The 25,814-nt window shown below is 41.6% G+C and carries 21 protein-coding genes and 1 tRNA gene; 11 read left to right on the forward strand and 11 right to left on the reverse strand.

The window, feature by feature from the left end:
* Nucleotides 1-170: 170 nt before the first annotated feature.
* The 4 genes from parE (at nt 171) to idi (ending at nt 5,936) form a co-directional block, all read left to right on the forward strand.
* Nucleotides 171-2,054, forward strand: a complete 1,884-nt coding sequence (gene parE / locus C9J38_RS14270) for a DNA topoisomerase IV subunit B (protein WP_105059453.1) — start codon at nt 171-173, stop codon at nt 2,052-2,054.
* 73 nt (nt 2,055-2,127) lie between these two features.
* A complete protein-coding gene (gene parC / locus C9J38_RS14275; protein WP_107207668.1) occupies nt 2,128-4,404 on the forward strand; it encodes a DNA topoisomerase IV subunit A in 2,277 nt (758 codons plus the stop codon).
* Nucleotides 4,405-4,577: 173 nt separating this feature from the next.
* On the forward strand, nt 4,578-5,303 hold the full coding sequence (locus C9J38_RS14280; RefSeq protein ID WP_107207669.1) for a 1-acylglycerol-3-phosphate O-acyltransferase: 726 nt from the start codon (nt 4,578-4,580) through the stop codon (nt 5,301-5,303).
* A 108-nt stretch (nt 5,304-5,411) separates the two neighbouring features.
* The gene (gene idi / locus C9J38_RS14285) at nt 5,412-5,936 is read left to right on the forward strand and encodes an isopentenyl-diphosphate Delta-isomerase (protein WP_107207670.1); all 525 of its coding nucleotides are present in this window, start codon (nt 5,412-5,414) and stop codon (nt 5,934-5,936) included.
* Between the two features lie 98 nt (nt 5,937-6,034).
* On the opposite strand, the gene C9J38_RS14290 is transcribed toward idi, so the two are convergent.
* The 5 genes from C9J38_RS14290 to C9J38_RS14310 all read right to left on the reverse strand — a co-directional run bounded on the left by C9J38_RS14290 (nt 6,035) and on the right by C9J38_RS14310 (nt 9,942).
* The gene (locus C9J38_RS14290) at nt 6,035-6,421 is read right to left on the reverse strand and encodes a RidA family protein (protein ID WP_107207671.1); all 387 of its coding nucleotides are present in this window, start codon (nt 6,419-6,421) and stop codon (nt 6,035-6,037) included.
* Between the two features lie 115 nt (nt 6,422-6,536).
* The gene (locus tag C9J38_RS14295; RefSeq protein ID WP_107207672.1) at nt 6,537-7,028 is read right to left on the reverse strand and encodes an arginine repressor; all 492 of its coding nucleotides are present in this window, start codon (nt 7,026-7,028) and stop codon (nt 6,537-6,539) included.
* A 218-nt stretch (nt 7,029-7,246) separates the two neighbouring features.
* Nucleotides 7,247-7,714, reverse strand: a complete 468-nt coding sequence (gene pyrI / locus C9J38_RS14300) for an aspartate carbamoyltransferase regulatory subunit (RefSeq protein ID WP_107207673.1) — start codon at nt 7,712-7,714, stop codon at nt 7,247-7,249.
* 15 nt (nt 7,715-7,729) lie between these two features.
* Nucleotides 7,730-8,659: an aspartate carbamoyltransferase gene (gene pyrB, locus C9J38_RS14305; protein ID WP_107207674.1), complete on the reverse strand. Its 930-nt coding sequence runs from the start codon at nt 8,657-8,659 to the stop codon at nt 7,730-7,732.
* Between the two features lie 272 nt (nt 8,660-8,931).
* Entirely contained in the window at nt 8,932-9,942 is a 1,011-nt protein-coding gene (locus tag C9J38_RS14310) for an ornithine carbamoyltransferase (protein ID WP_107207675.1), read from the reverse strand.
* 304 nt (nt 9,943-10,246) lie between these two features.
* On the opposite strand from C9J38_RS14310, the gene rraB reads away from it, so the two are divergent.
* A complete protein-coding gene (gene rraB / locus C9J38_RS14315) occupies nt 10,247-10,645 on the forward strand; it encodes a ribonuclease E inhibitor RraB (RefSeq protein WP_107207676.1) in 399 nt (132 codons plus the stop codon).
* Between the two features lie 194 nt (nt 10,646-10,839).
* On the forward strand, nt 10,840-13,272 hold the full coding sequence (locus C9J38_RS14320; protein ID WP_107207677.1) for a glycoside hydrolase family 2 protein: 2,433 nt from the start codon (nt 10,840-10,842) through the stop codon (nt 13,270-13,272).
* A 69-nt stretch (nt 13,273-13,341) separates the two neighbouring features.
* Here the strand turns inward: C9J38_RS14320 and C9J38_RS14325 are convergent, their stop codons facing one another.
* The 5 genes from C9J38_RS14325 to pepA form a co-directional block, all read right to left on the reverse strand.
* Nucleotides 13,342-14,247, reverse strand: coding sequence for a helix-turn-helix domain-containing GNAT family N-acetyltransferase (locus C9J38_RS14325; protein WP_107207678.1), 906 nt, complete (start codon nt 14,245-14,247; stop codon nt 13,342-13,344).
* Between the two features lie 88 nt (nt 14,248-14,335).
* Entirely contained in the window at nt 14,336-14,752 is a 417-nt protein-coding gene (locus C9J38_RS14330) for a DUF2061 domain-containing protein (protein WP_107207679.1), read from the reverse strand.
* Between the two features lie 180 nt (nt 14,753-14,932).
* Nucleotides 14,933-17,806, reverse strand: coding sequence for a valine--tRNA ligase (locus C9J38_RS14335; protein WP_107207680.1), 2,874 nt, complete (start codon nt 17,804-17,806; stop codon nt 14,933-14,935).
* A gap of 28 nt (nt 17,807-17,834) precedes the next feature.
* Nucleotides 17,835-18,287, reverse strand: a complete 453-nt coding sequence (locus C9J38_RS14340; RefSeq protein WP_107207681.1) for a DNA polymerase III subunit chi — start codon at nt 18,285-18,287, stop codon at nt 17,835-17,837.
* Nucleotides 18,288-18,336: 49 nt separating this feature from the next.
* Complete coding sequence (pepA, locus tag C9J38_RS14345; RefSeq protein WP_107207682.1) at nt 18,337-19,845, reverse strand: leucyl aminopeptidase; 1,509 nt, start codon at nt 19,843-19,845, stop codon at nt 18,337-18,339.
* 195 nt (nt 19,846-20,040) lie between these two features.
* Between pepA and lptF the strand changes: the two genes are divergently transcribed.
* Both lptF and lptG read left to right on the forward strand, forming a co-directional pair.
* Complete coding sequence (gene lptF / locus C9J38_RS14350; protein WP_107207683.1) at nt 20,041-21,141, forward strand: LPS export ABC transporter permease LptF; 1,101 nt, start codon at nt 20,041-20,043, stop codon at nt 21,139-21,141.
* Complete coding sequence (gene lptG, locus C9J38_RS14355; RefSeq protein ID WP_107207684.1) at nt 21,141-22,214, forward strand: LPS export ABC transporter permease LptG; 1,074 nt, start codon at nt 21,141-21,143, stop codon at nt 22,212-22,214. Before lptF ends, lptG begins: the two co-directional genes overlap by 1 nt.
* A gap of 33 nt (nt 22,215-22,247) precedes the next feature.
* On the opposite strand, the gene C9J38_RS14360 is transcribed toward lptG, so the two are convergent.
* Entirely contained in the window at nt 22,248-22,739 is a 492-nt protein-coding gene (locus tag C9J38_RS14360) for an RDD family protein (protein WP_107207685.1), read from the reverse strand.
* A gap of 224 nt (nt 22,740-22,963) precedes the next feature.
* Between C9J38_RS14360 and C9J38_RS14365 the strand changes: the two genes are divergently transcribed.
* From C9J38_RS14365 to C9J38_RS14375, 3 genes are all read left to right on the forward strand, one after another.
* Nucleotides 22,964-23,048, forward strand: a tRNA-Leu gene (locus C9J38_RS14365).
* Between the two features lie 356 nt (nt 23,049-23,404).
* Nucleotides 23,405-24,388 (forward strand): acyltransferase, encoded by a 984-nt coding sequence (locus C9J38_RS14370; protein ID WP_233218511.1) that lies wholly within the window; start codon nt 23,405-23,407, stop codon nt 24,386-24,388.
* A gap of 22 nt (nt 24,389-24,410) precedes the next feature.
* A complete protein-coding gene (locus tag C9J38_RS14375) occupies nt 24,411-25,514 on the forward strand; it encodes an acyltransferase (protein WP_107207686.1) in 1,104 nt (367 codons plus the stop codon).
* The last annotated feature ends 300 nt before the right edge of the window (nt 25,515-25,814 follow it).

Raw genomic sequence — 25,814 nt, forward strand, 5'->3', positions numbered from 1 at the left:
TCGCGATATGTTTTCTGATATTACTTATATTTCTATGACATGTTCTATCTGATGTTCTTGTAAATAACATCATTACTCACAGTCATGAGCCTTCATGTGTCCCAGAACTTGACATATAGCGCTGGGTTACTGACTATTATTTTCAAAACTTTCCCGTAAATTTCCGTGATATGACAGATCAAAGCTATAACGCTGGAGCCATTGAGGTTCTTAATGGCCTTGAGCCAGTACGCCGCCGTCCCGGTATGTATACCGACACGGCTCGACCTAACCACTTAGGTCAAGAAGTTATCGATAACAGTGTCGATGAAGCATTGGCTGGACATGCCCGTAAAGTTGAAGTGATCCTTCATGCCGATCAATCATTAGAGGTGGTTGATGATGGTCGTGGTATGCCTGTTGATATTCACCCTGAAGAAGGTGTATCAGGGGTTGAACTTATTTTATGTAAGCTTCACGCCGGTGGTAAGTTTTCTGGTAAAAACTACCAATTTTCAGGTGGTTTACACGGGGTAGGTATCTCGGTTGTAAACGCCCTTTCTAAGCGTGTTGAAGTCACGGTAAAACGTGATGGTCAAGTGTATCAAATTGCCTTTGAAAATGGCGATAAGGTCTCAGAGCTTGAGGTGATAGGCACTTGTGGCCGTCGCGCAAAAGGCACACGTGTTCACTTTTGGCCAGATCCAAAATATTTCGACAGTGCCAAGTTCTCAGTTTCCCGCCTGAAGAGCAATCTAAAAGCTAAAGCAGTGTTATGCCCTGGTTTAGAAATTGTATTCACCAATAAAATTACTGATGAAACGATTCGTTGGTGCTATGAAGATGGCTTAAAAGACTACCTTGCTGAAGGTGTAAAAGGGTATACATTACTGCCAGAAGAACCATTTACTGGTGTGTTCAGTTCGCAAACAGAAGCCGCTGATTGGGCGCTGTTATGGCTACCTGAAGGTGGCGAATTGATCACTGAAAGTTATGTTAACTTGATCCCAACAGCGCAAGGGGGGACTCACGTTAATGGTCTGCGTCAGGGCTTGTTAGATGCGATGCGTGAATTCTGTGAGTTCCGTAATTTATTGCCACGAGGCGTGAAATTAACGGCTGATGATATTTGGGATCGTTGTGCGTATGTCTTGTCGGTAAAAATCCAAGATCCACAATTTGCCGGTCAAACCAAAGAACGTTTATCGTCACGTCAATGTGCGGCGTTTGTTTCTGGTGTGGTAAAAGATGCCTTTAGCTTATGGCTTAATGAGCGTCCACAACTGGCAGAGCAATTAGCAGAAGTCTGTATTGCAAATGCGCACCGTCGTATGCGTGCAAGCAAAAAAGTGGTACGTAAGAAAATTGCATCAGGCCCAGCACTGCCTGGTAAGTTAGCAGACTGTTCACAACAAGATCTTAATCGCACTGAATTATTCCTTGTCGAGGGTGACTCGGCGGGCGGCTCGGCGAAACAAGCTCGTGATCGTATGTTCCAAGCGATCATGCCACTTCGCGGTAAAATTTTAAATACGTGGGAGGTGTCAGCCGATCAAGTCCTTGCCTCTCAAGAAGTCCATGATATTTCGGTCGCACTTGGTATTGATCCAGATAGTGATGATTTAAGTGGGCTACGTTACGGTAAGATCTGCGTCCTTGCGGATGCGGACTCCGATGGTCTTCACATTGCTACCTTGTTGTGTGCGTTATTTATGAAGCACTTTGAAACCTTAGTACGTGCCGGACATGTGTTTATTGCAATGCCTCCTTTGTACCGTATCGATTTGGGTAAAGAAGTGTACTACGCCCTCGATGAAGCTGAGAAAAACAGTATTCTTGATCGCCTAAAAGGTAAGCGTGGCAAGGTTAATGTTCAGCGATTCAAAGGTCTGGGTGAGATGAACCCATTGCAATTGCGTGAAACGACCATGGATCCGAATACTCGCCGTTTAGTGCAGTTAACGATTGATGACGACAGTGAAACCAACGAAATGATGGATATGCTACTTGGTAAGAAGCGTGCTGAAGATCGTCGTCACTGGTTGCAAAGCAAAGGCGATATGGCTGAAGTGTGATCAGCTTTTTACTCTATTTCATCTGCTAGTAATAACTGGCAGATAAGCAAAATTAAAGACGGATTATCTAACGATGACTGATGTCTCAATGGATGGCGTTGAACAGCTTCCTCTTAGGAAGTTTACTGAAGACGCTTATTTAAATTACTCCATGTATGTAATCATGGATCGTGCCTTACCGTTTATCGGTGATGGCCTTAAACCCGTACAGCGCCGTATTATTTATGCGATGTCTGAGCTGGGTTTAAGTGCAACGGCAAAATATAAAAAGTCAGCCCGTACGGTGGGTGATGTATTAGGTAAATATCACCCTCATGGTGATTCTGCCTGTTATGAAGCCATGGTATTAATGGCACAGCCTTTCTCTTACCGCTACCCACTGGTTGACGGTCAAGGTAACTGGGGTGCTCCGGATGATCCGAAATCATTCGCGGCGATGCGTTATACCGAATCACGTTTGTCTCGATTTTCTGAAGTGTTGCTGTCTGAATTAGGCCAAGGCACCGCAGATTGGGTACCAAACTTTGACGGTACAATGCAAGAGCCTAAGATGTTACCTGCACGTCTGCCGCATATTTTGCTTAATGGCGTAACGGGTATTGCTGTTGGTATGGCAACTGATATTCCACCGCACAATGCGCGTGAAGTTGCCAATGCAGCAGTACACATGATTGAAAATCCAAAGGCAGATCTTGATGCGCTAATGGAGTTTGTTCAAGGCCCTGATTACCCAACTGAAGCGGAAATCATTACCTCTAAAGCTGACTTAAAGAAAGTCTATAAGAGTGGCCGAGGCAGTATTAGAATGCGCGCGGTTTGGCACAAAGAAAACGGTGATATTGTTATTACCGCATTGCCACACCAAACGTCAGGTGCAAAACTGCTTGAGCAAATCGCTAGCCAAATGCGTGCGAAGAAATTGCCAATGGTTGAGGATTTACGTGACGAATCCGATCACGAAAACCCAACTCGCATTGTGATTGTGCCACGCTCTAACCGTATTGATTGCGAGCAGTTGATGAATCACTTGTTTGCTTCAACGGATCTTGAAAAGAGCTTCCGTGCGAACTTGAACATGTTGGGTCTAGATGGTCGTCCACAAGTTAAAGGTTTAGTGGAGATTATTGCTGAATGGCTGGAATATCGCCGTACAACAGTACGTCGTCGTTTACAGTACCGTTTAGATAAAGTGAATGCACGCCTACATATCTTAGAAGGTTTACTGGCCGCTTACCTTAACATTGATGAAGTGATTGAGATCATCCGTAATGAGGAAGATCCAAAAGCAGAATTCATGTCACGTTTTGGTTTATCAGCGATTCAAGCAGACGCAATTTTAGAAATTAAACTGCGTCAGTTAGCCAAGCTTGAAGAAATTAAGATCCGTGCAGAGCAAGACGAATTAGCCAAAGAGCGTGAGCAACTAGAAAAGTTACTTGGCTCTGAGCGTCGCTTAAATACTTTAATTAAGAAAGAAATTCTCGCTGATGCTGAGAAGTACGGTGATGATCGCCGCTCGCCATTAGTTGAACGAGAAGAAGCGAAAGCATTAACTGAACGTGACTTGATCCCAAGTGAGGCGATCACCGTTGTACTATCAGAGAAAGGCTGGATCCGTCATGCTAAAGGGCATGAGGTAGATCCGAGCACGCTAAACTATAAGTCGGGTGACAGTTACCTTGCGCATGCTCGCGGTAAGAGTAATCAGCCTGCGATTTTCTTAGGCTCTGATGGACGTAGCTATGCGTTAGAATCACATAGCTTGCCATCTGCGCGTAGCCAAGGTGAACCTATCACGGGGCGTTTAAATTTAACTCCAGGCACAAATATGCGCCAAGTGTTAATGGCAGAAGACGATCAAATTTGGTTAATGGCATCGGATGCAGGTTACGGATTTATCTGTAAGAGCACAGATATGGTATCGAAAAATAAGAGTGGTAAAGCCTTATTAACGGTACCTGAAAATGCTGCTGTGCTGCCGCCACAGCCTGTTGCTGATATTGAGAATGATCAGATATTAGCCATTACCAATGAAGGTCGAATGTTACTGTTCCCAATTAAAGATTTACCGCAACTGGGGAAAGGTAAGGGTAACAAGATCATCAACATTCCATCTGCACGTTCAAAAGCGCGTGAAGAATTCTTATCCTACTTAACGGTAATTAGTGCAGATACCCATGTCACTCTTTATGCGGGCAAACGTAAACTAGGATTGAAACCGTCGGATCTCGATAATTTCCGTGGTGAGCGTGGACGTCGAGGAGCGATGTTACCTCGAGGCTTACAGCGAGTAACACGGATGGAGATTGATTCACCAAACGAGCAATCTTCTGACGTTCCATCGGAATAGTTATTTCTGATGCGCTATTCAAAGCCCTCAAGTTGAGGGCTTTTTTGATCTAAGCTGTGCGTATCGTTTCTATTGATAAGCGAATAACAAGTGAGTAAAGAATACACATAAAACGTGTATTTTCTCTTGCTGTGAGTATACTAGCGAACGCTTGTACGCTGAGGAGAGCTAGAATGATTTTTGTTTTGCGGATATTTGCTATCGCAATTTTTGCTATCGTGACGTTTATTTTTGGTTGCGGATATTGTTTATTAAGCCCACGTAACCCTAAACACGTTTATACCTTTGGACGTTTGTTTAGCAAAATGTCACGTGTACTAGGGATCAAATTAGAGTTCCGATACGCAGAGGGTGCTGAAAAAGTAGGCTCTGCTATTTATATTGCGAACCACCAGAATAATTATGATCTTTTTACGGTTTCTGGTGCAATCATGCCTCGTACCGTTACAGTGGGTAAAAAAAGTTTAGTATGGTTACCGTTATTTGGTCAGCTATACTGGATCACGGGTAACATCTTAATTGATCGTGCAAACCGCAGCAAAGCAGTGGGTACCATAGGTCAAGTTGTCGATAAAATTAAGCAAAACAAAGTTTCAGTGTGGATGTTCCCTGAAGGCACTCGCTCTCGTGGTCGTGGTTTATTACCGTTTAAAACCGGTGCTTTTCATGCTGCAATTGGTGCGAATGTTCCCGTTGTACCGATTGTTTGTAGCTCAACGGATCATGTTAGCTTAAATCGTTGGAATAACGGTGTAGTGATTGTTGAAGTGATGAAGCCGATTTCAACTGATGGCTTAACAAAAGAAGATGTTCGCAGTCTCTCTAGCCGTTGTCATGATGTCATGGAAGAAAAATTAGCAGAGCTTAATGCAGAAGCGAGTGAACGTAGTAAACGCTAATTTATTTGTTTCGTAAGTATTAATAAACAAGGACATGTTTATCACATGTCCTTGTTTTATTTTAATCCCTGAATATCAGGGGGTAATTTATAACAGTAGTAAAGAGTGATGACTGAAGAATATGTAGTCTTGGTTGATAGCCAAGGTGAATTTCAAGGCTTACAAGAGAAAATGGCAGCACATAAACAAGGTGCTTTGCATTTGGCTTTTTCGGTTTTGTTATATCGAAATACCACGTCTGGTCGTGAATACTTACTTCATCAACGCGCGTTGCACAAATATCATAGTGGTGGGTTGTGGACTAACACGTGTTGTTCACACCCTCGCCAATATGAGTCGATAGAGCAAGCAGGGATACGACGATTAGCTGAAGAAATGGGGATCACGCAAGTGACTTCATTATCTGATATTGGTCACTTCTGTTATTACGCAGAGCTTGATAACCAATTATTTGAGCATGAGCTCGATCATGTGCTGGTGGCTGATGCTGGCGAGATAGAGGTTGTTCCTAACGCTGATGAAGTGATGGATTATCGCTGGTGGTCTGAAGAGACGATTAAACAAACGCTAAAGACTCAGCCTGAGTTATTTACGGCATGGTTTAGTCAAGTGTTTGCTTTTGCCACTAAGTAATTAGTGTTGTTTTAAGAATAAAAAAGCTGCCAACGAGATCCCGTTAGCAGCTTTTTTTATGGCAAATTAAGATGCAATGAAACGTTTATTAGCAACGATTATTTACGAACAGCAATCGCTTCGATTTCAATTTTTACATCTTTTGGTAAACGTGCAACTTCAACACAAGAGCGTGCTGGGTAAGGTGCGTTATGCTCATCAAAGAAGTTACCATACACTTCGTTAACGGCAGCGAAGTCATTTAGATCTTTAACAAAAACAGTCATCTTAACAATGTCAGAAACCTGAAGACCTGAAGATTCCACTACCGCCTTTACATTGTCTAAAGATTGGCGAGCTTGCGCTGCAATTGCTTCCGGTACTTCACCTGTTGCAGGGTTTACAGGGATTTGACCGGAAGTTAGCACCATATTACCAAGATCAACACCTTGTACGTATGGACCGATTGCTGCAGGAGCTTGCTCTGTATGAAGAACCTTAGTCATTGTTTACCCTTACTTATATTTTTTTGATTGTTATAGCGTAAGTGACACGTCACGCTATCTGATTGATGGTGTTATGGGGGCTAAGTCAGGAAGATTCAAGCTGATTAGAACGTTTTTATATCATCCCAAGACTTAGACAAACGGCTTGTTCACAATCACGGATCCGATCAATATTGCGAGGTGCAACCATAATAGTGTCATTGCCAGCTATGGTGCCTAAAATTTCTTGATGGGGATTAAGGTCAATAATTCTAGCGATGAGTTGTGCAGAGCCCGGATGGGTTTTTACTACAATCACTAATTTATTATGAGTAACAAATTCAATTTGTGAAGCGATCTCAGAATCAGTATATGTGGGATTGGTGGTTTCAGTAACACAATACACCCGTTTACCATAGACATTTGGTGCTTTTACTATTTTGAGTTTAGTGAGAAGACGTGAAACGGTAGATTGGCTGATATCATCAAACCCCTCTTTAATTAGCGCGTCGCGAATATGATCTTGAGTAGAAAAATGGTGCATTTGTAATAATTGTTTACAAACGGCTGTCATGTTTTTTTCGCAATAATGACTGATGATCCCGTGTGGTGATTCATGTCCATTCATGGACAGCTCCTTGTTGCTTTTTTATGCATTTTATTTGTTCTATATCGCAATAATAATCATTTTTCGTGATATTTAATGCAGATATGATAACAAGGAATAATCAGAAGAAACTTGATGGTTATCACTAAATAATACCTAGCTGGTATTTTGTGTTATTTTGTGGCTGAGATTTAATGAATAAAGCCCGCTATGAAGCTAACGGGCTGTTTATAACAAAGTTATGCATTGCACTCTGTCACGATTTCGCGAGAGAAAACTTTTTCGCAGTATTTACATTTAAGTTGAATATCTGCTTTTTTAGTCAGTACCTTAAAGCCACTATTTACCGGCTCACCGTGTGAAATACAGTTAGTATTTGGGCACTTAAATACCGCACTAATAAAGTCAGGTAATGATAAGTTAAGTTTCTTTACTACTTCATAATTTTCAATTTGGTTAACGGTTGCTTTCGGGGCATAGAGTGCGAGTTGGTTAGCTTGATCTTCATTGATAAAGACGTTTTCGATCTTGATCAGATCTTTGGCACCAAGTGCTGACGAAGGCAGATTCAAACCAATTGTCACTCGTTGGTTCGAGTTATCCATACTAAAGAGCTTAAGTACCTTGATACCCACATGCGCAGGAATATGGTCGATAACAGTGCCGTTTTTGATTGCTTCAACTTTTAGTTGGGTTTCTTTAGACATGATCATCGCTCCTGCTTATAAGGTTTCGTTAAGAACTAGGGCTAATAGCGCCTGACGTGCGTAAACACCATTTTCTGCTTGCTGGAAGAAGTAAGCATGTTTAGTTTTATCAACATCTATCGTAATTTCATCGACACGTGGTAGTGGATGCAGCACTTTTAAGTTGTCTCTTGCCCCTTCTAGCATCTTCGCCGTTAAGATATAAGCCGCTTTCATGTGGGCGTATTCTGATTCATCAAAACGCTCTTTTTGTACTCGCGTCATGTAAAGGATATCAAGCTCAGGGATCACATCTTCCATATCGCTGTGCAAGCTGTAAGCGATACCTGCATCATCTAATTCTTCACAAATATAGTCTGGCATTGCGAGTACTTCCGGGGCGATAAAGAAGAACTTCACGTTATCAAATTTAGATAATGCTTGGGTTAACGAGTGCACCGTACGACCGTATTTCAAGTCACCAACAAAGGCGATATTAATGTTATCTAACGTGCCTTGGGTTTCGTAAATGGTGAACAGATCTAACAGGGTCTGCGTTGGGTGTTGGTTTGCCCCATCCCCACCATTGATCACAGGAATACCGTTAGAAAATTCAGATGCCAGACGAGCAGCGCCTTCTTGAGGGTGACGCATAACGAAAGCGTCAACGTATGAAGTAATCACTTGAACGGAATCAGACAGGGTTTCGCCTTTATTTGCTAGAGACGTATTGCCAGCGCTATCAAACCCCACCACAGTCCCGCCTAAACGTTGAATAGCCGTTTCAAATGAGAGTCGGGTACGGGTTGATGGTTCAAAGAAGCAACTTGCAATCACTTTGTTTTTTAGCAGTTCAGGATTAGGATCAGCTTTCAATTGTCCTGCGGTTTGGATAATTAATTCAAGCTCTGCGCGACTAAGCTCTGGGATGGAAATAATATGCTTTTTAAACAGCGAATTAGCCATGGTTTCTTTCCCTCAAAATAAAATAAATAACGCTCAATACGGCATTCACCGTGATCCTTGCCGATTTACAGACAAAAAAAAGCCTCCTTAATAAAAGGAGGCTTTTTTTATAAAAATAGAAACACGAACCTGCGTTAAAAAGCGGTGACGATAATTCTGTAGTGGAGTTATTGTCAGGTTCATCTCTTAGCTCGTGTTCGACAAATTGGCAAGAATTATACCGTCATTTTTAAGTGACGCAAGCGTTTGCGAAAACTATCAACAGGCATTTATTAATGCCCTAGTGTTGCCACCATGACCGCTTTAATAGTGTGCATACGATTCTCTGCTTCATCAAAAACAATTGAATGTTTGGATTCAATGACCTCATCGGTGACTTCAACGCCTTGGGCCAGTTCAGGATATTCTTGCGCAAGCTCCTTACCAATTGTGGTGTCTTCACCATGAAAAGCGGGTAAGCAATGCATAAATTTCACATGTGGATTCCCTGTTGCTTTTAGTAAGTCCATATTGACTTGATAAGGGAGCATTAACTGAATACGCTCAGCCCATGCTTCTTTTGCTTCGCCCATTGAAACCCATACATCGGTATATAAAAAGTCACATCCTTGAACGCCTTCTTGCACATTTTCTGTGAGAGTGATTTTCGCGCCTGTTTCTAATGCAATTTCACGACACTGTGCCACTAACTCGTCTTCAGGCCAGAACGCTTTGGGCGCAACGAGACGAATATCCATCCCCATTTTCGCCGCCCCAACGAGCAATGAATTTCCCATGTTATTACGTGCATCACCTAAATAAGCAAAGGTGATTTCATTGAGTTGCTTGCCACGACCATGTTCTTGCATCGTTAGAAAATCAGCTAAGATTTGAGTCGGATGGAATTCATCGGTTAACCCATTCCAAACAGGTACGCCAGCGTATTGCCCCAACTCTTCAACAATGGCTTGACCAAAGCCGCGGTATTCAATGCCATCATACATACGACCCAATACGCGCGCGGTGTCTTTCATTGATTCTTTGTGGCCGATTTGTGAGCCTGATGGGCCAAGATATGTCACTTTTGCACCTTGATCAAAAGCTGCCACTTCAAATGCACAACGAGTACGGGTCGATGCTTTTTCAAAGATAAGCGCAATATTTTTTCCGCTTAAGCGTGGCTGCTCGTAACCATTGTATTTGGCTTTTTTTAATTCAGCAGATAAATCGAGAAGATGTTGAATTTCTCGTGGAGTAAAATCTAATAATTTAAGGAAGTTACGGTTACGAAGATTAAAAGCCATGATAGTTCCCTCTTGCATTTTATAATGTTTCTAACCGAATACCCCTTTGTTGTGACTAGGTTACTAGATATTCGTTATTGTTGCTTTATGTTTATCTTATTATTACTTCATTGTGAATAGCTGTGCGCTTATTATGCAAGATTATTTGGTTTCCTTGGTTTTTCCGACAGTAATAAGAATGTTGAATATGAACGCTAAAACTCAAGGCAATACTAATTATCGGTGCTTCTCACTAACAGGTGGTAATTGATGGCAAACCATGCGATATTTGCCAGCAAATTGATTCCACAGTCGGAGTGAACCCATGCCTTATGCAGAACTGATCGAAGAGCAAAAAGAAGAAACACGCGAAATTATTGCCGCGTTACTTGAAGATGGCAGTGAGCCAGATGCTCTTTATACGATTGAGCACCACTTTTCAGCGGATACGTTTGAAGAGTTAGAAGGTGCTGCTGTAGAAGCCTTTAAACTTGGTTTTGAAGTTTTAGAAGCAGAAGAACTTGAACTAGCGCCAGAAGATGGCGGCGGTAAAGTTGTTTGTTTCGATGCTGTAATGGAATCAGCACTGAACGCTGAGTTGATTGACGAACAAGCTGAGAAGTTGATCAAACTTGCTGAAAAACACAATATCGATTACGACGGTTGGGGCACTTACTTCGAGTCTGGTGAAGACGACGATGAAGAGTACGACGACGAAGAATAATCGTTAAAATAGACGAATAATAAAAAAGCCGGCATATTTGCTGGCTTTTTCGCCTTTTAGCTGTGGGGACTCGCACTTTTTATTCTGCTTAATGATCAAAGTTTAATAATGATCACAGTGCGTTATTGAAAAACTGCGTAGATATACCTTTTTTATTATCAAGCTTACTGAGTGTACTCAGTGCTGGAGTTATGATGACAATTTCGCTTAATGGTCAATGGCAATTAACCTGTGTTCAGCGAGCGGCTTTACAAGATCTGCATATTGATTTACCAGGTGATGTTCATTCTGCGCTTTTTGCTGCAGGTGAGATCCCTGATCCTTACTGGGCTACCAATGAAAAGAAAGTCCAATGGGTTGGGGAGTGTGATTGGATCGTAAGTCGACAGTTCGACTTAACCGAAGCGCAGTTAGCCTGTAATGCGATGGATTTAGTGATGGATCACCTTGATACCGTGGCTGAAATTCGTTTAAACGGCCACACTGTGGCTGATTTCAATAATATGTTTATGCGTCACAAAGTAGATGTATTAAGTTGTCTGCAAGTAGGCTGCAACAGAATTGAAATCGTATTACACCGTGCTGATCTTGCAGCTAAAAAGCGTGCTGATAAATTGCCATTTCCAGTGCCATGGGCTGAAGGGAATAACCAAATTCCTCACATGAATACCTTGCGTAAAACCCAATGTCATGCGGGTTGGGACTGGGGTATTTGTTTATCTGTATTAGGGGTATATGGCGATATTGAATTACAGCCAATTGAGCATGTTCGAATCAGTCATGTGAGTACGAAACAAAAGTGGCTAGATCAAGAGTGCGAATTATCTGTCACGCTCAATTATGAAGTGGTATCAGAGAAAGGATTAGCAAACGCAGCTGTCACGTTTAACGATCAAACCTTCCACTTGACGCTTGATCGTGACGCAACGAAAACATCTGTCTTGTTCCGTATTGCAGAGCCTCGTCGTTGGTGGCCCGCTGGGTATGGTAAACCACGTTTATATGATCTTAAAATTGAAGCTGACGGCAGTTATATCAATAAGAAGATTGGTCTGCGCAAGCTTGAGTTGATCACTGAAGATGATGAACTTGGCCAAAGTATGGTCTTTAAAGTTAATGATGTTGAGATCTCGGCATTAGGTGCCAATTGGATTCCGATGGATGCGATGCCTTCACGCATGACGGATCAACGCTATCGTTCTTTGCTTGAAGATGCGTTAGCTGCCAATATGAACATGCTACGTGTTTGGGGCGGAGGCATGTATGAAAAAGATATCTTCTATGAGTTATGTGATGAGTTAGGGATCATGGTATGGCAAGATTTGATGTTTGCTTGTGCGCTGTACCCTTCAACACCTGATTTTGTAGCAGAAGTAAAACAGGAAGTTGAATACCAAGTCCGCCGTCTAAAAGATCATGCAAGCCTAGCCTTATGGTGTGGTGACAATGAAGTGATAGGTGCGATTAGTTGGTATCCTGAATCCCGTCAAAACCGAGAAAAATATCTTGTTAACTATGATCGTTTAAACCGAGCATTAGCAGAAGTAGTTGAAAAAGAAGATCCTTCTCGTCGTTTTTGGGCGAGTTCGCCGTGTAATGGTGAGTTAGATTTTGGCGATGCGTGGCACGATGATAAACGTGGCGACATGCATTTTTGGGATGTATGGCATTCAGGTAAAGATTTTGAAGCCTACCAAACCGTTACGCCACGTTTTTGCTCAGAGTTTGGTTTCCAATCATGGCCGTCACTGCCGACAGTGAAGACGTTTGCTCCTGAGCAAGATTGGAATATCACGTCACCAAGTTTTGAATGTCATCAGAAAAATAGCCGTGGTAACTCGATTATCACTGAAATGTTTACCCGTTATTTCCGTTTCCCTAATGGTTTCGTCAATATGTTGTACCTATCGCAAGTACAACAAGCGATGGCGATTAAAACGGCAGCAGAATATTGGCGTGCACATAAGCCGACAAACCGTGGCATTTTATTCTGGCAATTGAATGATTGCTGGCCAGTAAGCTCATGGTCTTCGCTAGAATATAGTGGTCGTTGGAAACAGTTGCACTATCATACTCGACGTTTCTTTGCGCCACAGATGGCGACCTTTATTCGCGATGAGCAAGGGGTAAAACTTCACTTGATTAATGATGGTCGCAATAGTGCTGAGTTAAAAGGTGAAGTGGTATGGCAGAGTTGGGAAGGTGAGATTTTATATCGTGAACCTATTTTAGAGTTCCTTGATCCTGATTGCACGAAAGTGGTGTGGGAATGGTTAAACGAGGATCTTGATGGTCACGAGACTGAAGGCTTCTTCCATGTGCATTTACGTAACGGCGATAAACTAATTGAAAACACATGGTTCCCTGCTAAACCTAAAGAATGTGAATTAGAAGATCCTGATTTACGTTTTGAAGTTGCTGAAATGAACGGTGAAATATCAGTAATGCTGAGTAGCAGCAAACCTGCTTTCTATGTTCATTTGGAATTTGAAGGGGAAGGTCGCTTTGAAGATTCAAGCTTCACGCTCGTCCCTGAGCACCAACGCCAAGTGAAATACATTGGCTCAGCCAGTTACGATGAAGTTGTGCAAGGCTTACGTGTTTACCATTTAAAGCAAAGCTATTAATACAGTATATCGTTTAAAAAAGCCTGCTGAGAGAGTCTCTGAGCAGGCTTTTTATTATCAATTAATATGTTAGAAGGTTTTAAGCATGTGAATTTCACAAGCGTTGTGCCCTGTATTACCAAGCGCAGCTGGAATATCGACAAAACCTAAAGATTGATAGAGTTTCACCGCTTCTTTTAATACCTCTGTGGTTTCTAAATAGCACCCTTTAAAGCCATTTTCTCGGGCAAACTTTAATGCTTTAACGGTTAATACCCGTGCGAGTCCCTTACCTCTGAGCTCTGGTAAGAAGAAGACTTTTTGCAGTTCACTCCACTGCGCATCTCCTGTTAATGGCGCTATACCGCCACAGCCTAAAATACGATTGTTTTTTTCTATTACCCAATAACGGCTTGTCGGTAATTGGTAATGCTGGCAGAGATCATCAAGATGAGGATCCGCAACGCTAAAGCCTCTATCTGGGGTTAATCCATATTCTGCTGAAACACGACGAATGAGCGCAGCAACGGCGGCATTATCCAAAGGCGTGATTTCTCTTAGCACGTACCCCTGTTGATGCTCTGTGATTGTCAAAGCTTTATGATAACGGCGTAAACTTGTTTCTAACTGCTCTATTTCATCTTGATCCAGCTGATCTAAAATCGTTTGGGTATCTTGATCAAGCTGATGGTGAAGAGCGGTGAGTGTTTGAATACCCTTGGGTGTTAACTGGGAGAGTTGGCTACGTTTATCGCTAGGGTTAGCAATTGAATGGATCAATCCTTGATTGAGTAACATGGCTAAATTACGGCTGGCATTGGATTTATCGACCCGTAAACGCTCTGCCATTTGATTAACCGTACAAGGTCCTTGCTCGAGCTCAATCAAAGTGTGGGCTTGTACAGGGGTAAGGGCGAGTTGGCCACACTGACTATTTAGCATGCCGAGTTGACGGACTAATTGACGAGAAAGTTGGCGAAGTTGTTGGGGCAGCATGATCCATCCTTGAATTTAATTGCATTACGCAATTAAAATAGTTGCAGCCTGCAACAATGTCAATCTGTTTAATCTATCTTGGTGTTTATCAGTGTTGACAAGCCATTGCATCTAGCCAAGTTGGCTGATGTGTCTCTGCTTGGTTGTGATCTTTACGTTGCCATACACGCTCATGGAAATAGTAAGCCATGGTATTAATTGCAGGTTCGATCATTGCCATTAAGCTACCAATCAGTATGTCACCTGTAAGAAGGTAAACAACACTAAATGCGACACTGAAGTGCACAATTGCAAAGCTTACTGTTTTGCGACTTGGCGTATTAAAGTGTGATTGTTTGAGTGTTTTGCTTTGCCACACTTTTTCATGGAAATAAAAGGCAACGGTATTAACCATCGGCTCAATCATTGCAATTAAACTACCAATAATGATATCGCCTGTAAGAAGGTAAGCCACTGTAAAAGCAATAGTAAAATGGATGGCGGCAAAACTGACTGTCTTTTTCATAAGGTGATCCTCAATTCGATGAGGTCATTATCATTGAATATTATTAAGAACTAAATTTGTTATTTTTTATATTACTAATAGGTAAAAGCTATTGTTTGAAAAGAGATGCCAGATTTGAGATATAAAAAAACCGACAGTATGTGACTGTCGGTTTTTATTAATCAAGAATGATTGGTGAGATTATAGCGCAGCAATCGTTGCTTTTTGCTCAATAAGCTTCACTAATGTTTCTTCATAACCGGCTAGCTTTTCACGCTCTTTAGTGATCACGATTTCAGGCGCTTTAGCAACGAAGCCTTCGTTACTTAGCTTGCCAGAAGTACGTTTGATTTCGCCTTCCATCTTCGCGATTTCTTTGTCTAAACGAGCCAGCTCAGCATCTTTATCGATTAAGCCCGCCATAGGGATCATCAATTCAGATTTACCAACCAGTGCTGTTGCACAAGCTGGGGTTGCTTCGCCATCAGCCAAAATCTTCACATCTTCTAATTTCGCTAAAGATTGAAGAACCGCTAGGTTCGCTTCAATGCGAGCAGCATCTGCTGCATCAGCCACTTTCAACATGACAGACAACGGCTTGCTTGGTGCAATGTCGTATTCTGCACGTAAGTTACGGATACTGGTGATGAAGGCTTTTACCCACTCAAGATCAGCCACTACATTTTCGTCGTATTGGCTTTCATCAAACTGAGGCAATGCCTGAGTCATGATGGTTTCGCCTTCGACGCCAGCCACTAATGGCTTCACACTTTGCCAGATGGACTCAGTGATGTACGGCAGAACAGGATGCGCAAGACGTAATGTCTTCTCTAGCACTGTGATTAGAGTATGACGCGTTGCACGTTGCTGTGCTTCTGTACCTTTCCATAGAACAGGTTTAGTTAGCTCTAGGTACCAGTCACAGAATTGGTTCCAGATGAACTCATAAAGTACACCTGCCGCCATATCCAAACGGAAGTTTTCAATGTGTGCATTGAATTCTTTCGCTGCTAACTGGAATTGAGATTGAATCCAGCGATCCGCGAGTGAGTACTCTAGATTTGCGATTTCATCTGCTGTTAAGCTCATGCCGCAATCTTGATCTTCTGTGTTCATCAGTACGTAACGGCTGGCGTTCCATAGCTTGTTACAGAAGTTACGGTAACCCTCAAGACGTTTCATGTCCCAGTTGATGTCACGACCTGTTGAAGCCATGGCAGCAAGAGTAAAACGTAATGCATCCGTACCGTAAGGTTCGATGCCGTTTTCAAAGGTTTTACGTGTTGCTTTTTCGATCTTCGCTGCCAGCTGAGGTTGCATCATATTGCCACAACGCTTCTCAACAAGAGACTCAAGATCAATACCGTCGATCATGTCGATAGGGTCGATAACGTTACCCTTAGATTTTGACATCTTATCGCCGTTTTCGTCACGGATCAGACCCGTTACATAAACAGTTTTGAACGGAACTTGTGGTTTGCCGTCTTCATCTTTACAGAAGTGCATGGTCATCATGATCATACGCGCAACCCAGAAGAAGATAATATCAAAACCTGTTACCAACACATCAGATGGGTGGAAGGTTTGAAGATCAGCGGTGTTTTCTGGCCAGCCTTGCGTACCGAATGTCCATAGCGCGGAAGAGAACCATGTATCAAGTACATCATCGTCTTGGCGTAATACGACAACCGGTGCTAGGCTATGTTTTTCACGTACTTCAGCTTCGTTACGACCAACGTAAACATTACCGTCGTTGTCGTACCAAGCAGGAATACGGTGACCCCACCATAGCTGACGTGAAATACACCAGTCTTGAATGTCACGCATCCAAGCGAAGTACATGTTTTCGTACTGCTTAGGTACGAATTGAATATCACCGTTTTCAACCGCTTCAACAGCAGGTTTTGCTAGCGGAGCTGCACGAACGTACCATTGGTCAGTTAGCATTGGTTCAATAACCACGCCGCCACGGTCACCGTAAGGGATCGTTAGGTCGTGATCTTTGATTTCTTCTAGTAGACCTAGTTCATCAAATTCAGCAACAATCGCTTTACGTGCAGCAAAACGTTCCATGCCATGGTATTTCTCTGGCAGCGCTGTGCTGTATGCATCACTTGGCTCGCCATTGGTTGTGAAGACTTCAGCAGTATCACGAATATCAGCATTGAACGTTAGGATGTTGATCATAGGCAGGCTATGACGTTTACCTACTTCGTAGTCATTGAAATCATGTGCAGGAGTGATTTTTACACAACCGGTGCCTTTTTCCATATCAGCGTGTTCATCACCTACGATAGGGATGCGACGGCCAACGATTGGAAGAATGATTTCTTTACCGATCAGATCTTTGTAACGTGGATCTTCAGGGTTAACGGCAACACCAGTATCGCCCAGCATAGTTTCAGGACGTGTAGTTGCAACAACGATGTAGTCTTTACCTTCCGCTGTTTGTACGCCATCAGCTAATGGGTAACGGAAGTGCCACATGTGGCCTTTTTTATCTTTGTTTTCAACTTCTAGATCTGAGATCGCAGTGTGTAGTTTAGGATCCCAGTTAACTAGACGCTTACCGCGGTAAAGAAGATCTTCTTGGTATAGACGAACGAAAACTTCTTGAACGGCATTTGATAGACCATCATCCATCGTGAAGCGCTCACGATCCCAGTCTACTGATGCGCCAAGGCGACGAAGCTGCTTAGTGATCGTGCCACCAGATTCGCCTTTCCATTCCCAGATCTTATCGATGAAAGCATCACGACCGTAATCGTGCTTTGTTTTGCCTTCTTCAGCAGCAATCTTACGTTCCACAACCATTTGGGTAGCAATACCTGCGTGGTCAGTACCAACCTGCCATAAGGTGTTTTTGCCTTTCATACGCTCACAACGGATCAGGGTATCCATAATGGTATCCTGGAACGCGTGGCCCATGTGTAGGCTACCTGTGACGTTTGGTGGTGGGATCATAATGCTGTAAGCATCTTTAGATGTATCACCATGAGGCTTGAAGTAACCAGCCTCTTCCCAGCGCTGATATAGCGCTTGTTCAATTGATTGTGGGTTGTATGTCTTTTCCATAGCGCTCTTAGAAGGATTCTATGTGGAATTAGGGCGTCTCAGTAGCAGTGGCAGTCGTAATTTGAATGCCAGCAAGACGATATGCCTTGTAACGCTCGCGCGCTAACTGCTTGAGCTTTTCATCGCAAGGAACGAAGTCTACCACTTGTGCAAAGCTAACCGCAAAATTTGGTGCGTTTTCCGCTAAATTAATTAGCGTAGCACGGCGTCCAGTATGACGTAATGTTGACCATCCTATCTCAACGGGAGAGCCGCCATTAGGCCCTTCTCCGACAAGGTTGTGGGGCACAAAACTGTCAGGATCTTGCTGCCATAGATATTCATCTATTTGTTCTGCTTGCTGTTTATTTGCTGCGAGTAGGTAAACGCTGTTACCTTGCCGGTAACTCATTGCTGCTAAATGACAGGCAAAATGGCACTGAAAGTGACTATCAGCGCTCTCTTGCTTGTCATCGATTATATAAAACGTAGCATGAGTCATGGTTTTTTGTTCCTAAAGAAAAGGGCCTTGCGGCCCTTTTCGATGTCTTTTACTCGACGATCTCTTGGCCTGCTCTGTTTAATAAGAACTGGACAAGGAGAGGGACTGGTCGACCGGTAGAGCCTTTTGCTGCACCACCTTTCCAAGCGGTACCTGCAATATCAAGGTGCGCCCAGTTGTACTTTTTAGTAAAGCGAGATAAGAAACAACCAGCCGTTATAGTACCAGCGCCAGGCGTGCCTAAGTTTGCCATATCAGCAAATGGGCTCGCAATTTGCTCTTGGTATTCATCACTCATCGGTAGACGCCAAGCGCGATCACCGGATTGCTCTGACGCATTTATAATTTCATGCGACAGTGGATTATGGTTACTCATTAAACCACTAATGTGATTACCTAAAGCAACAACACAAGCACCTGTTAGTGTCGCAACGTCAATCACACATTCAGGTTCAAAACGCTCAACGTAAGTTAATGCATCACAAAGCACTAAACGACCTTCAGCATCGGTATTTAATACTTCAACTGTTTGACCTGACATGGTGGTTAAAATATCACCAGGACGATAAGCATTGCCGCCAGGCATATTTTCACAGCCCGCTAACACACCAACCACATTGATGGGTAAATTAAGCTTAGCTAATGCTTTCATGGTACCGAACACAGAAGCAGCACCACACATGTCGTACTTCATTTCGTCCATTTGAGCACCAGGTTTAATCGAAATACCACCTGAATCAAAAGTTAACCCTTTACCGACAAGCACGATAGGCTTAGCGTCTACATCGGGGTTACCTTTGTACTCAATAACCGACATCATGGCTTCATTTTTAGAGCCACGACCCACAGCAAGGTATGATGTCATCCCTAAAGATTGCATCTCTTGCTCACCAATGATTTTAGTGCTTACGGTCTCAAAGTCATCGGCTAGACGGCGTGCTTGTGAAGCAAGGTATGCCGGATTTGCCACGTTTGGTGGCATATTGCCCAAATCTTTACTTGCGCGAACACCAGATGCTATCGCTAGACCATGGCTGATAGCGCGTTCACCTAAAGAGAGCTCGCGACGAGTCGGTACATTAAAGACTAGTTTACGTAGTGGACGACGAGTCTCTGGTTTATTACTCTTAAACTGGTTGAAGGTATACAAGCTATCTTTAGTTGTTTCGACAGCTTGACGTACTTTCCAGTATGTATCACGACCTTTTACATGAAGCTCTGTTAAGAAGCACACAGCTTCCATAGAGCCAGTTTCATTTAAAGTACTGATCGTTTTTTTGATGATTTGCTTGTATTGGCGCTCATCTAATTCCCGTTCTTTACCACAACCGACCAGTAAAACACGTTCTGATAACACGTTTGGTACGTGGTGTAGTAAAAGCATTTGCCCAGGTTTACCTTCGAGGTCGCCACGACGCAGTAAGGAGCTGATATAACCATCACTGATTTTATCTAGCTGTTCCGCGATTGGAGAGAGGCGACGTGGTTCAAAGACGCCAACAACAATACAAGCACTACGCTGTTTTTCGGGGCTGCCGCTTTTTACACTGAACTCCATGCGTACTCCTAACATCCTAATTAAAGACAATTAACGCTAAATGTTGGATAATACCACACTGTTTGCTCTGCCGTGATTTCGGTATACGCTTAGAGTGCAGTCTTTCATTTAGCTGAAAGATAACAAAATAACTGATTTAACGAAAAACTATAGTGATTCCATCAAAAAAACAAGTTTTCTATGGGAATATAACGCGTGATTATTGTTAGGTATTTGACAAGAGAGACATTAAAGAGCCAATTAGCGGTACTTTTTGTACTTTTCCTTGTCTTTATTAGCCAAAAGTTTATTAGCATTTTAGCCGATGCAACCGATGGCTCGATCCCGAGTGATCTCATTCTAACCTTCATGGGATTATCTATCCCTTCGATGGCACTATTAATGCTCCCTCTAAGTTTATACATCGGGATCTTACTCACGTTCGGTAGATTATATGCTGAAAGTGAAATCACGGTGATGAATGCGACGGGGATGGGGAACAAATTATTACTCCAATCAGCATTAGCTTTGGCCATTATTACGGGGGCAATTGCCGCTGTGAATTCATTTTGGGTTGCACCTTGGTCGCAAGAGCATATAGAGCAGCTTAAAGAAGAGACAAAGGCTGGGCCAACGTTAAATATGTTGGTAAAGGGGACGTTTCAGCCGGCACCGAATGGAAGTGGGGTTATATTTATTGACAATATCACCGATAAAGGCTCAAAACTTCATAAGGTTTTTGTCGCGCAATTAAAAGCCTCTGGAACCTTGCAGCCTAGTGTGATTGTTGCAGACAATGGTACCGTCAAAGAGTTATCTGATGGTCGTCAAATGTTAGAATTAAATAACGGTGCTCGATATGAAGGCATTCCTACTCAGCTAAATTACTCCATTACTCATTTTCATGACTACCAAGCGCTAATAGGGCAACGTGAAGTTAAAGCTGGTAATCGTGATTGGGAAGCCCAGCCCACAATGACCTTAATAAAAGATCAAAGCTTAGCTGCAAAAGCTGAATTACAGTGGCGTTTCTCTTTAGTACTTTGTATTCCATTGTTAGTAATGATTGTTGTTCCGCTATCGGCTGTTAATCCACGTCAAGGACGATTTGCAAAATTAGCACCTGCTGTGTTGATTTATCTGGCTTATTTCTTAGCGATCTCATCCGCAAAATCAGCGATTGAGGATGGTATTATCCCATCAGCTATTGGCATGTGGCCAATTAATATTACAACCTTGTTAGTTGCTCTTGCTTTAAATAGCTGGGATTCTATGCCTGTGCGACGCCTTAAAGATAAATTACGGAGACGCAGTTAATGTTTAAAATTCTCGACTGGTATATAGGTCGAACGATCATTGCAACTTTCTCACTGACACTATCAACCTTAGTGGGCTTATCTGCGATTATTAAATACGTTGATCAACTAAGAAAAGTGGGACAAGGAAGCTACGATCTCCTCAAGGCGCTGTATTTTGTTTTATTATCAATGCCGCAAGACATCATTATGTTCTTTCCTATGGCGGTATTATTAGGCGCATTGATTGGTTTAGGAATGCTGGCATCAAGCTCTGAGCTGGTGGTAATGCAAGCGGCAGGCTTTTCTAAACTTGATATTGGTTTATCGACCTTAAAAACGGCAGTCCCTATGATGATAGTAGTTGTATTACTGGGACAGTGGGGAGCACCGCAAGCGCAGAAAATGGCACGTGAGTATCGTTCGATATGGGTTTATGGCGGTAGTATGATTTCTGCACAAAGTGGCGTATGGGCTAAAAATGATAATAGCTTCATTTATATGGGACGTGTTCATGATCTCAATAAAGTGGATGTTGTTAATATTTGGCAGTTTGACAACAAAGGCCAGTTGGAAGATGTAACATCTGCAAAACGCGCGTCTTACGATAAAGCGACGGGTTGGACAATGCATGATGTAACCATAACAGACATGACAGGTAGTAGTCAGTTAACCAATAGCCATATAGCAAGTAAGCATTGGGAAACAACATTAACACCAGATAAATTAGCGGTTGTGACGGTGAAACCTGAAGAATTATCGTTGTCTGGCTTATATCATTATGTGAATTATCTCAAAGAGACCAAGCAAGATGCTTCTCGTTATGAGTTAGCATTCTGGCGTAAAGCGCTTCAGCCTATATCCATTGCTGTTATGATGCTATTAGCATTATCTTTTGTATTTGGCCCTCTTCGCTCTGTTACTATGGGGGCTCGTGTCCTTTCAGGTGTCATTTTTGGTTTTGCATTTTATATTTCAGACCAAGTGTTTGGACCGATGATTTTAGTGTACCGATTACCGCCTATTTTAGGGGCATTAGGTCCAAGTTTAGCGTTCTTGTTTATCACGATATATTTGCTAAGACGCAAACTATAAAATGGAAAAAGGAGCCTAAAGGCTCCTTTTTTATTAGCGAATATCTTTTGTCACTATCATTTCACATTCAGCCATTACGTCTTGTAATGCTCGACGTTTAGTGTTGTATGCGAGCAAATTCCCTAACCCTAAGGCTGCCGTTGCAGCGCGGATCAATGCTTGAGTGATAGTAATTGGGCGTCCATCTTTATTTTGTACTTTTAATTTCCATGCTCGCATACCTAACGTTTGGCCACCATGAGTCCAAAAGTAAGTGTAGAATCCAATAATTACGGCGCCTAAGTAACTAGAGTAAAGTAAATTAGCTTGTGGATGATGTGTTAAATAAGCACTTACATCTTCATAGTGAGCTAAATCGAGAATATTAAAATGAAGTAAAAGCGCTATTCCTGCCATTGCTATACCGCCTGCTAGCATAAGAATCGCAGCGACAATTATAGCATCATAAAACCAAGCGGCTAAACGCCGAAATAAGGTTGGATATTGTGGGGAAGTGGTTTTTTTTATTATTGCTGATTTTGACATAAAACATCCGATTTATCTGACTGTATCCATATGTGCTGAGTGTAACAGTAAACAATAAGTCAGAGAACGCTTGATATTGCTACAGAATGTGTAAGGGGGTTGGTGTTATTATCACCAACAAAGAGGTAAATAGGATGAAAAAATAGCGGTCAAAGAGATTGGTTGAATATCTTAACGATAAAGGCTTGCCTCACTGCATTGGATACGTATAATAGCCGCTATAAGCCCGAGTGGTGAAATTGGTATACACGACGGATTCAAAATCCGTTTCCTTCGGGAGTGACGGTTCAAGTCCGTCCTCGGGCACCAAATTTCAAACAAAGCCTCAATCGAAAGATTGGGGCTTTGTTGTTTTTAGATAGTAAGCTCACCAACACCTCCTTGACATTCATATCATATTTATTGTTACACTAAACAGACGTTATCTGACTTGATTGCAGCATTGCGTCGAATCAATCGAATAACGTAGCTATTCAAGTATTTAGTTTATAATCAAATATGTCATCTCATTTACTCATATATAACAAAAAGATAGATATGATTGTTCTAAATGAATATATAGTCTCTCATTTTTATTTATAATAATTTATGTGAAGGTCTTATCTGAAATGAGAAGGATACTTTGATTATAAAAAAACTGTGTAATAATTATTTCTGGTTCATTTTTGAGTTTTGATCTCGTGGTTAAAAATAATTTTGATGTATTACGAATTTTCCTCGCTGTACTTGTTTTCTATTTCCATATAGGGATAGAAACTCAAAATGAATACCTCATGTATGTACCAGGCGGCTTAGCAGTGCATTGCTTCTTCGTTATTAGTGGCTATTTGATAGTAAAAAGCTACTTAAAAAGAAAGTCTTTATCAACTTATGTAAAGTCACGTTTCTTACGTATTTACCCACTGTATTTTATTGTTATTACAACGGCGTTTATTTTTGGATATTTTCATTACTCCGGTAGTTTTATTGACGACATAAATAATGGTGCCGGTAAATACTTAGCGTCTAATTATGTGTTCGCTAACTTCTTGCATCCGACGTTACCCGGTTTATTTGAAAATAATTTTCAACCTTTTGTTAATGCAGCATTATGGACCATTAAAATTGAAGTCATGTTCTATATTTGTGTACCTATTATCTATGGTGTACTGAATAAAAAGTTAGATAATAAAAAGCTGACAATACTACTAGGTTTAGTATCGATTTGCTGTTTTTATACAGTGCAGTATTTCATTGAGTATCATGGTTTACCAGCAAGCATTAATCGACAATTACCATCTATGTTAGTGTTCTTCATGCTAGGGGCATATTGGAATTTTGCGGAGCCTAAGTTTTTAAGGCTTTGGCATCTACTGATCTTGATCCCGATAGTATTCTTTTTACAAAGCTGGTTTGTGATTTATGCGTTCGCGGTGAGTTTTATAGTGTACGTTATTGTTTTTAAGTTAAAGCCAATAGCGGTTAGCAAGCGTATTGGTGATATATCATACGGTATCTATATTTGGCATTTTCCAATCTTACAAACATTAATCATGTATGGTTTTTTCAAGAATATTTATCAAGGTACAGCAATTGCAACTGTACTTGTTTTCTTATTTGCAATGATTAGCTGGCACTTCATCGAGTCCAAATTAGTCGTTAGACATTAATTGATTGAAGTTGAGTTGTTATATGGCAAGACGTTTTGAAGCCCTTGATGCCTTTCGCGGGTTATGTGCATTATCTGTTGTGTTATTTCACTTTCGTGCAGTTGGGAGTGTGACTGAGTTACCTTTTTTTAGAGGCAGCGAATTATTTGTAGAGTTTTTCTTTGCCCTAAGTGGCTTTGTGCTCGCCCATAGTTATGGTTTTAGGGACAACCTACACTTTAAATCTTATATAGCATCGCGTTTTTTTCGACTATATCCATTGTATGTTTGCATGCTGATGGTATTCATTGGGTTAGAGGTGGTGAAATATATTGCGTATAAAACCGTTGGTTTTAGTTTTAATACTTTGCCCTTTACAGGCCATGGATCTCTGTCTGAAATACTCCCTAACCTATTAATGGTGCAATCATGGACATCATTAACCGATCCTTTATCGTTCAACTATCCATCGTGGAGTATAAGCATTGAGTTTTATCTCTATGTTTTACTCTTCCTGACGCTATATCTATTTGGTCGTTACAAGGTATGGAGCTGGTTGACGATAGCCGTTATGATTTTAGGCTTAATGGGGAACAATTCAACACTACTTCAACCATATGTATTTAATGGATTATCATGTTTTTTTGGTGGTGCATTCACGTATGTTGTATTTACCAAAGTAAAGCACATATCGATTCCATTTATTGCAGGCTCTATTATTGAAGTCGCGCTTTTAAGTGCTGTAGTTTATTTGGTTTCAAATGAAATAAGCTACAGATATATATACGCAACGCTATTGTTCTATCTTGTTGTATTGTTTTTTGCTTTTGAGTCTGGTGCGATTTCAAAACTGTTAAATAGAAGTATATTTCAAGTCTTAGGTAAATGGTCCTATTCTATCTATTTAACACATGCCGCTATTCTCTTTATGGTTACATCGGTCGCATTAGTAGGACAAAAAGTGCTAGGTAAAGCAATCGCTCCAATGATAGAGGGTGCACGGTTTATCGATTTAGGTTCGACGTTTTATAATAATGTACTTGTTGTTTCTGTTCTTTTGATCGTTATCCTTGTGTCGAAGACGACATATAAATATATAGAGCTTAAAGGACAAGCATTAGGAAAACGGGTTATGGGCTTTAAATAGATATGAAATGTCAGACGTTCAGTGTGTAAAATATACGATTATTATGTTCGTGATTAGATGTTGAGCTATCGCATTTTTGTGGTGTTTTTTATTGAAAAAAAAAGCTTGCCAATGTGATCTGAATCTCTATAATGCGGCCTCACTGACACGGAGCAAGCCACTGGCAAGCGACAAAATCAGTATTGTTCTTTAACAATTTGACCATGCAATCTGTGTGGGCACTCGTTGAAAAGTTAAGTCGAAAGATTTATCAATGATACTAGTGACCAATTGATACGTAAGTATCAGCACAGTCAATTC

Source organism: Photobacterium sp. GB-210 (genome assembly GCF_003026075.1).
GTDB lineage: Bacteria > Pseudomonadota > Gammaproteobacteria > Enterobacterales > Vibrionaceae > Photobacterium.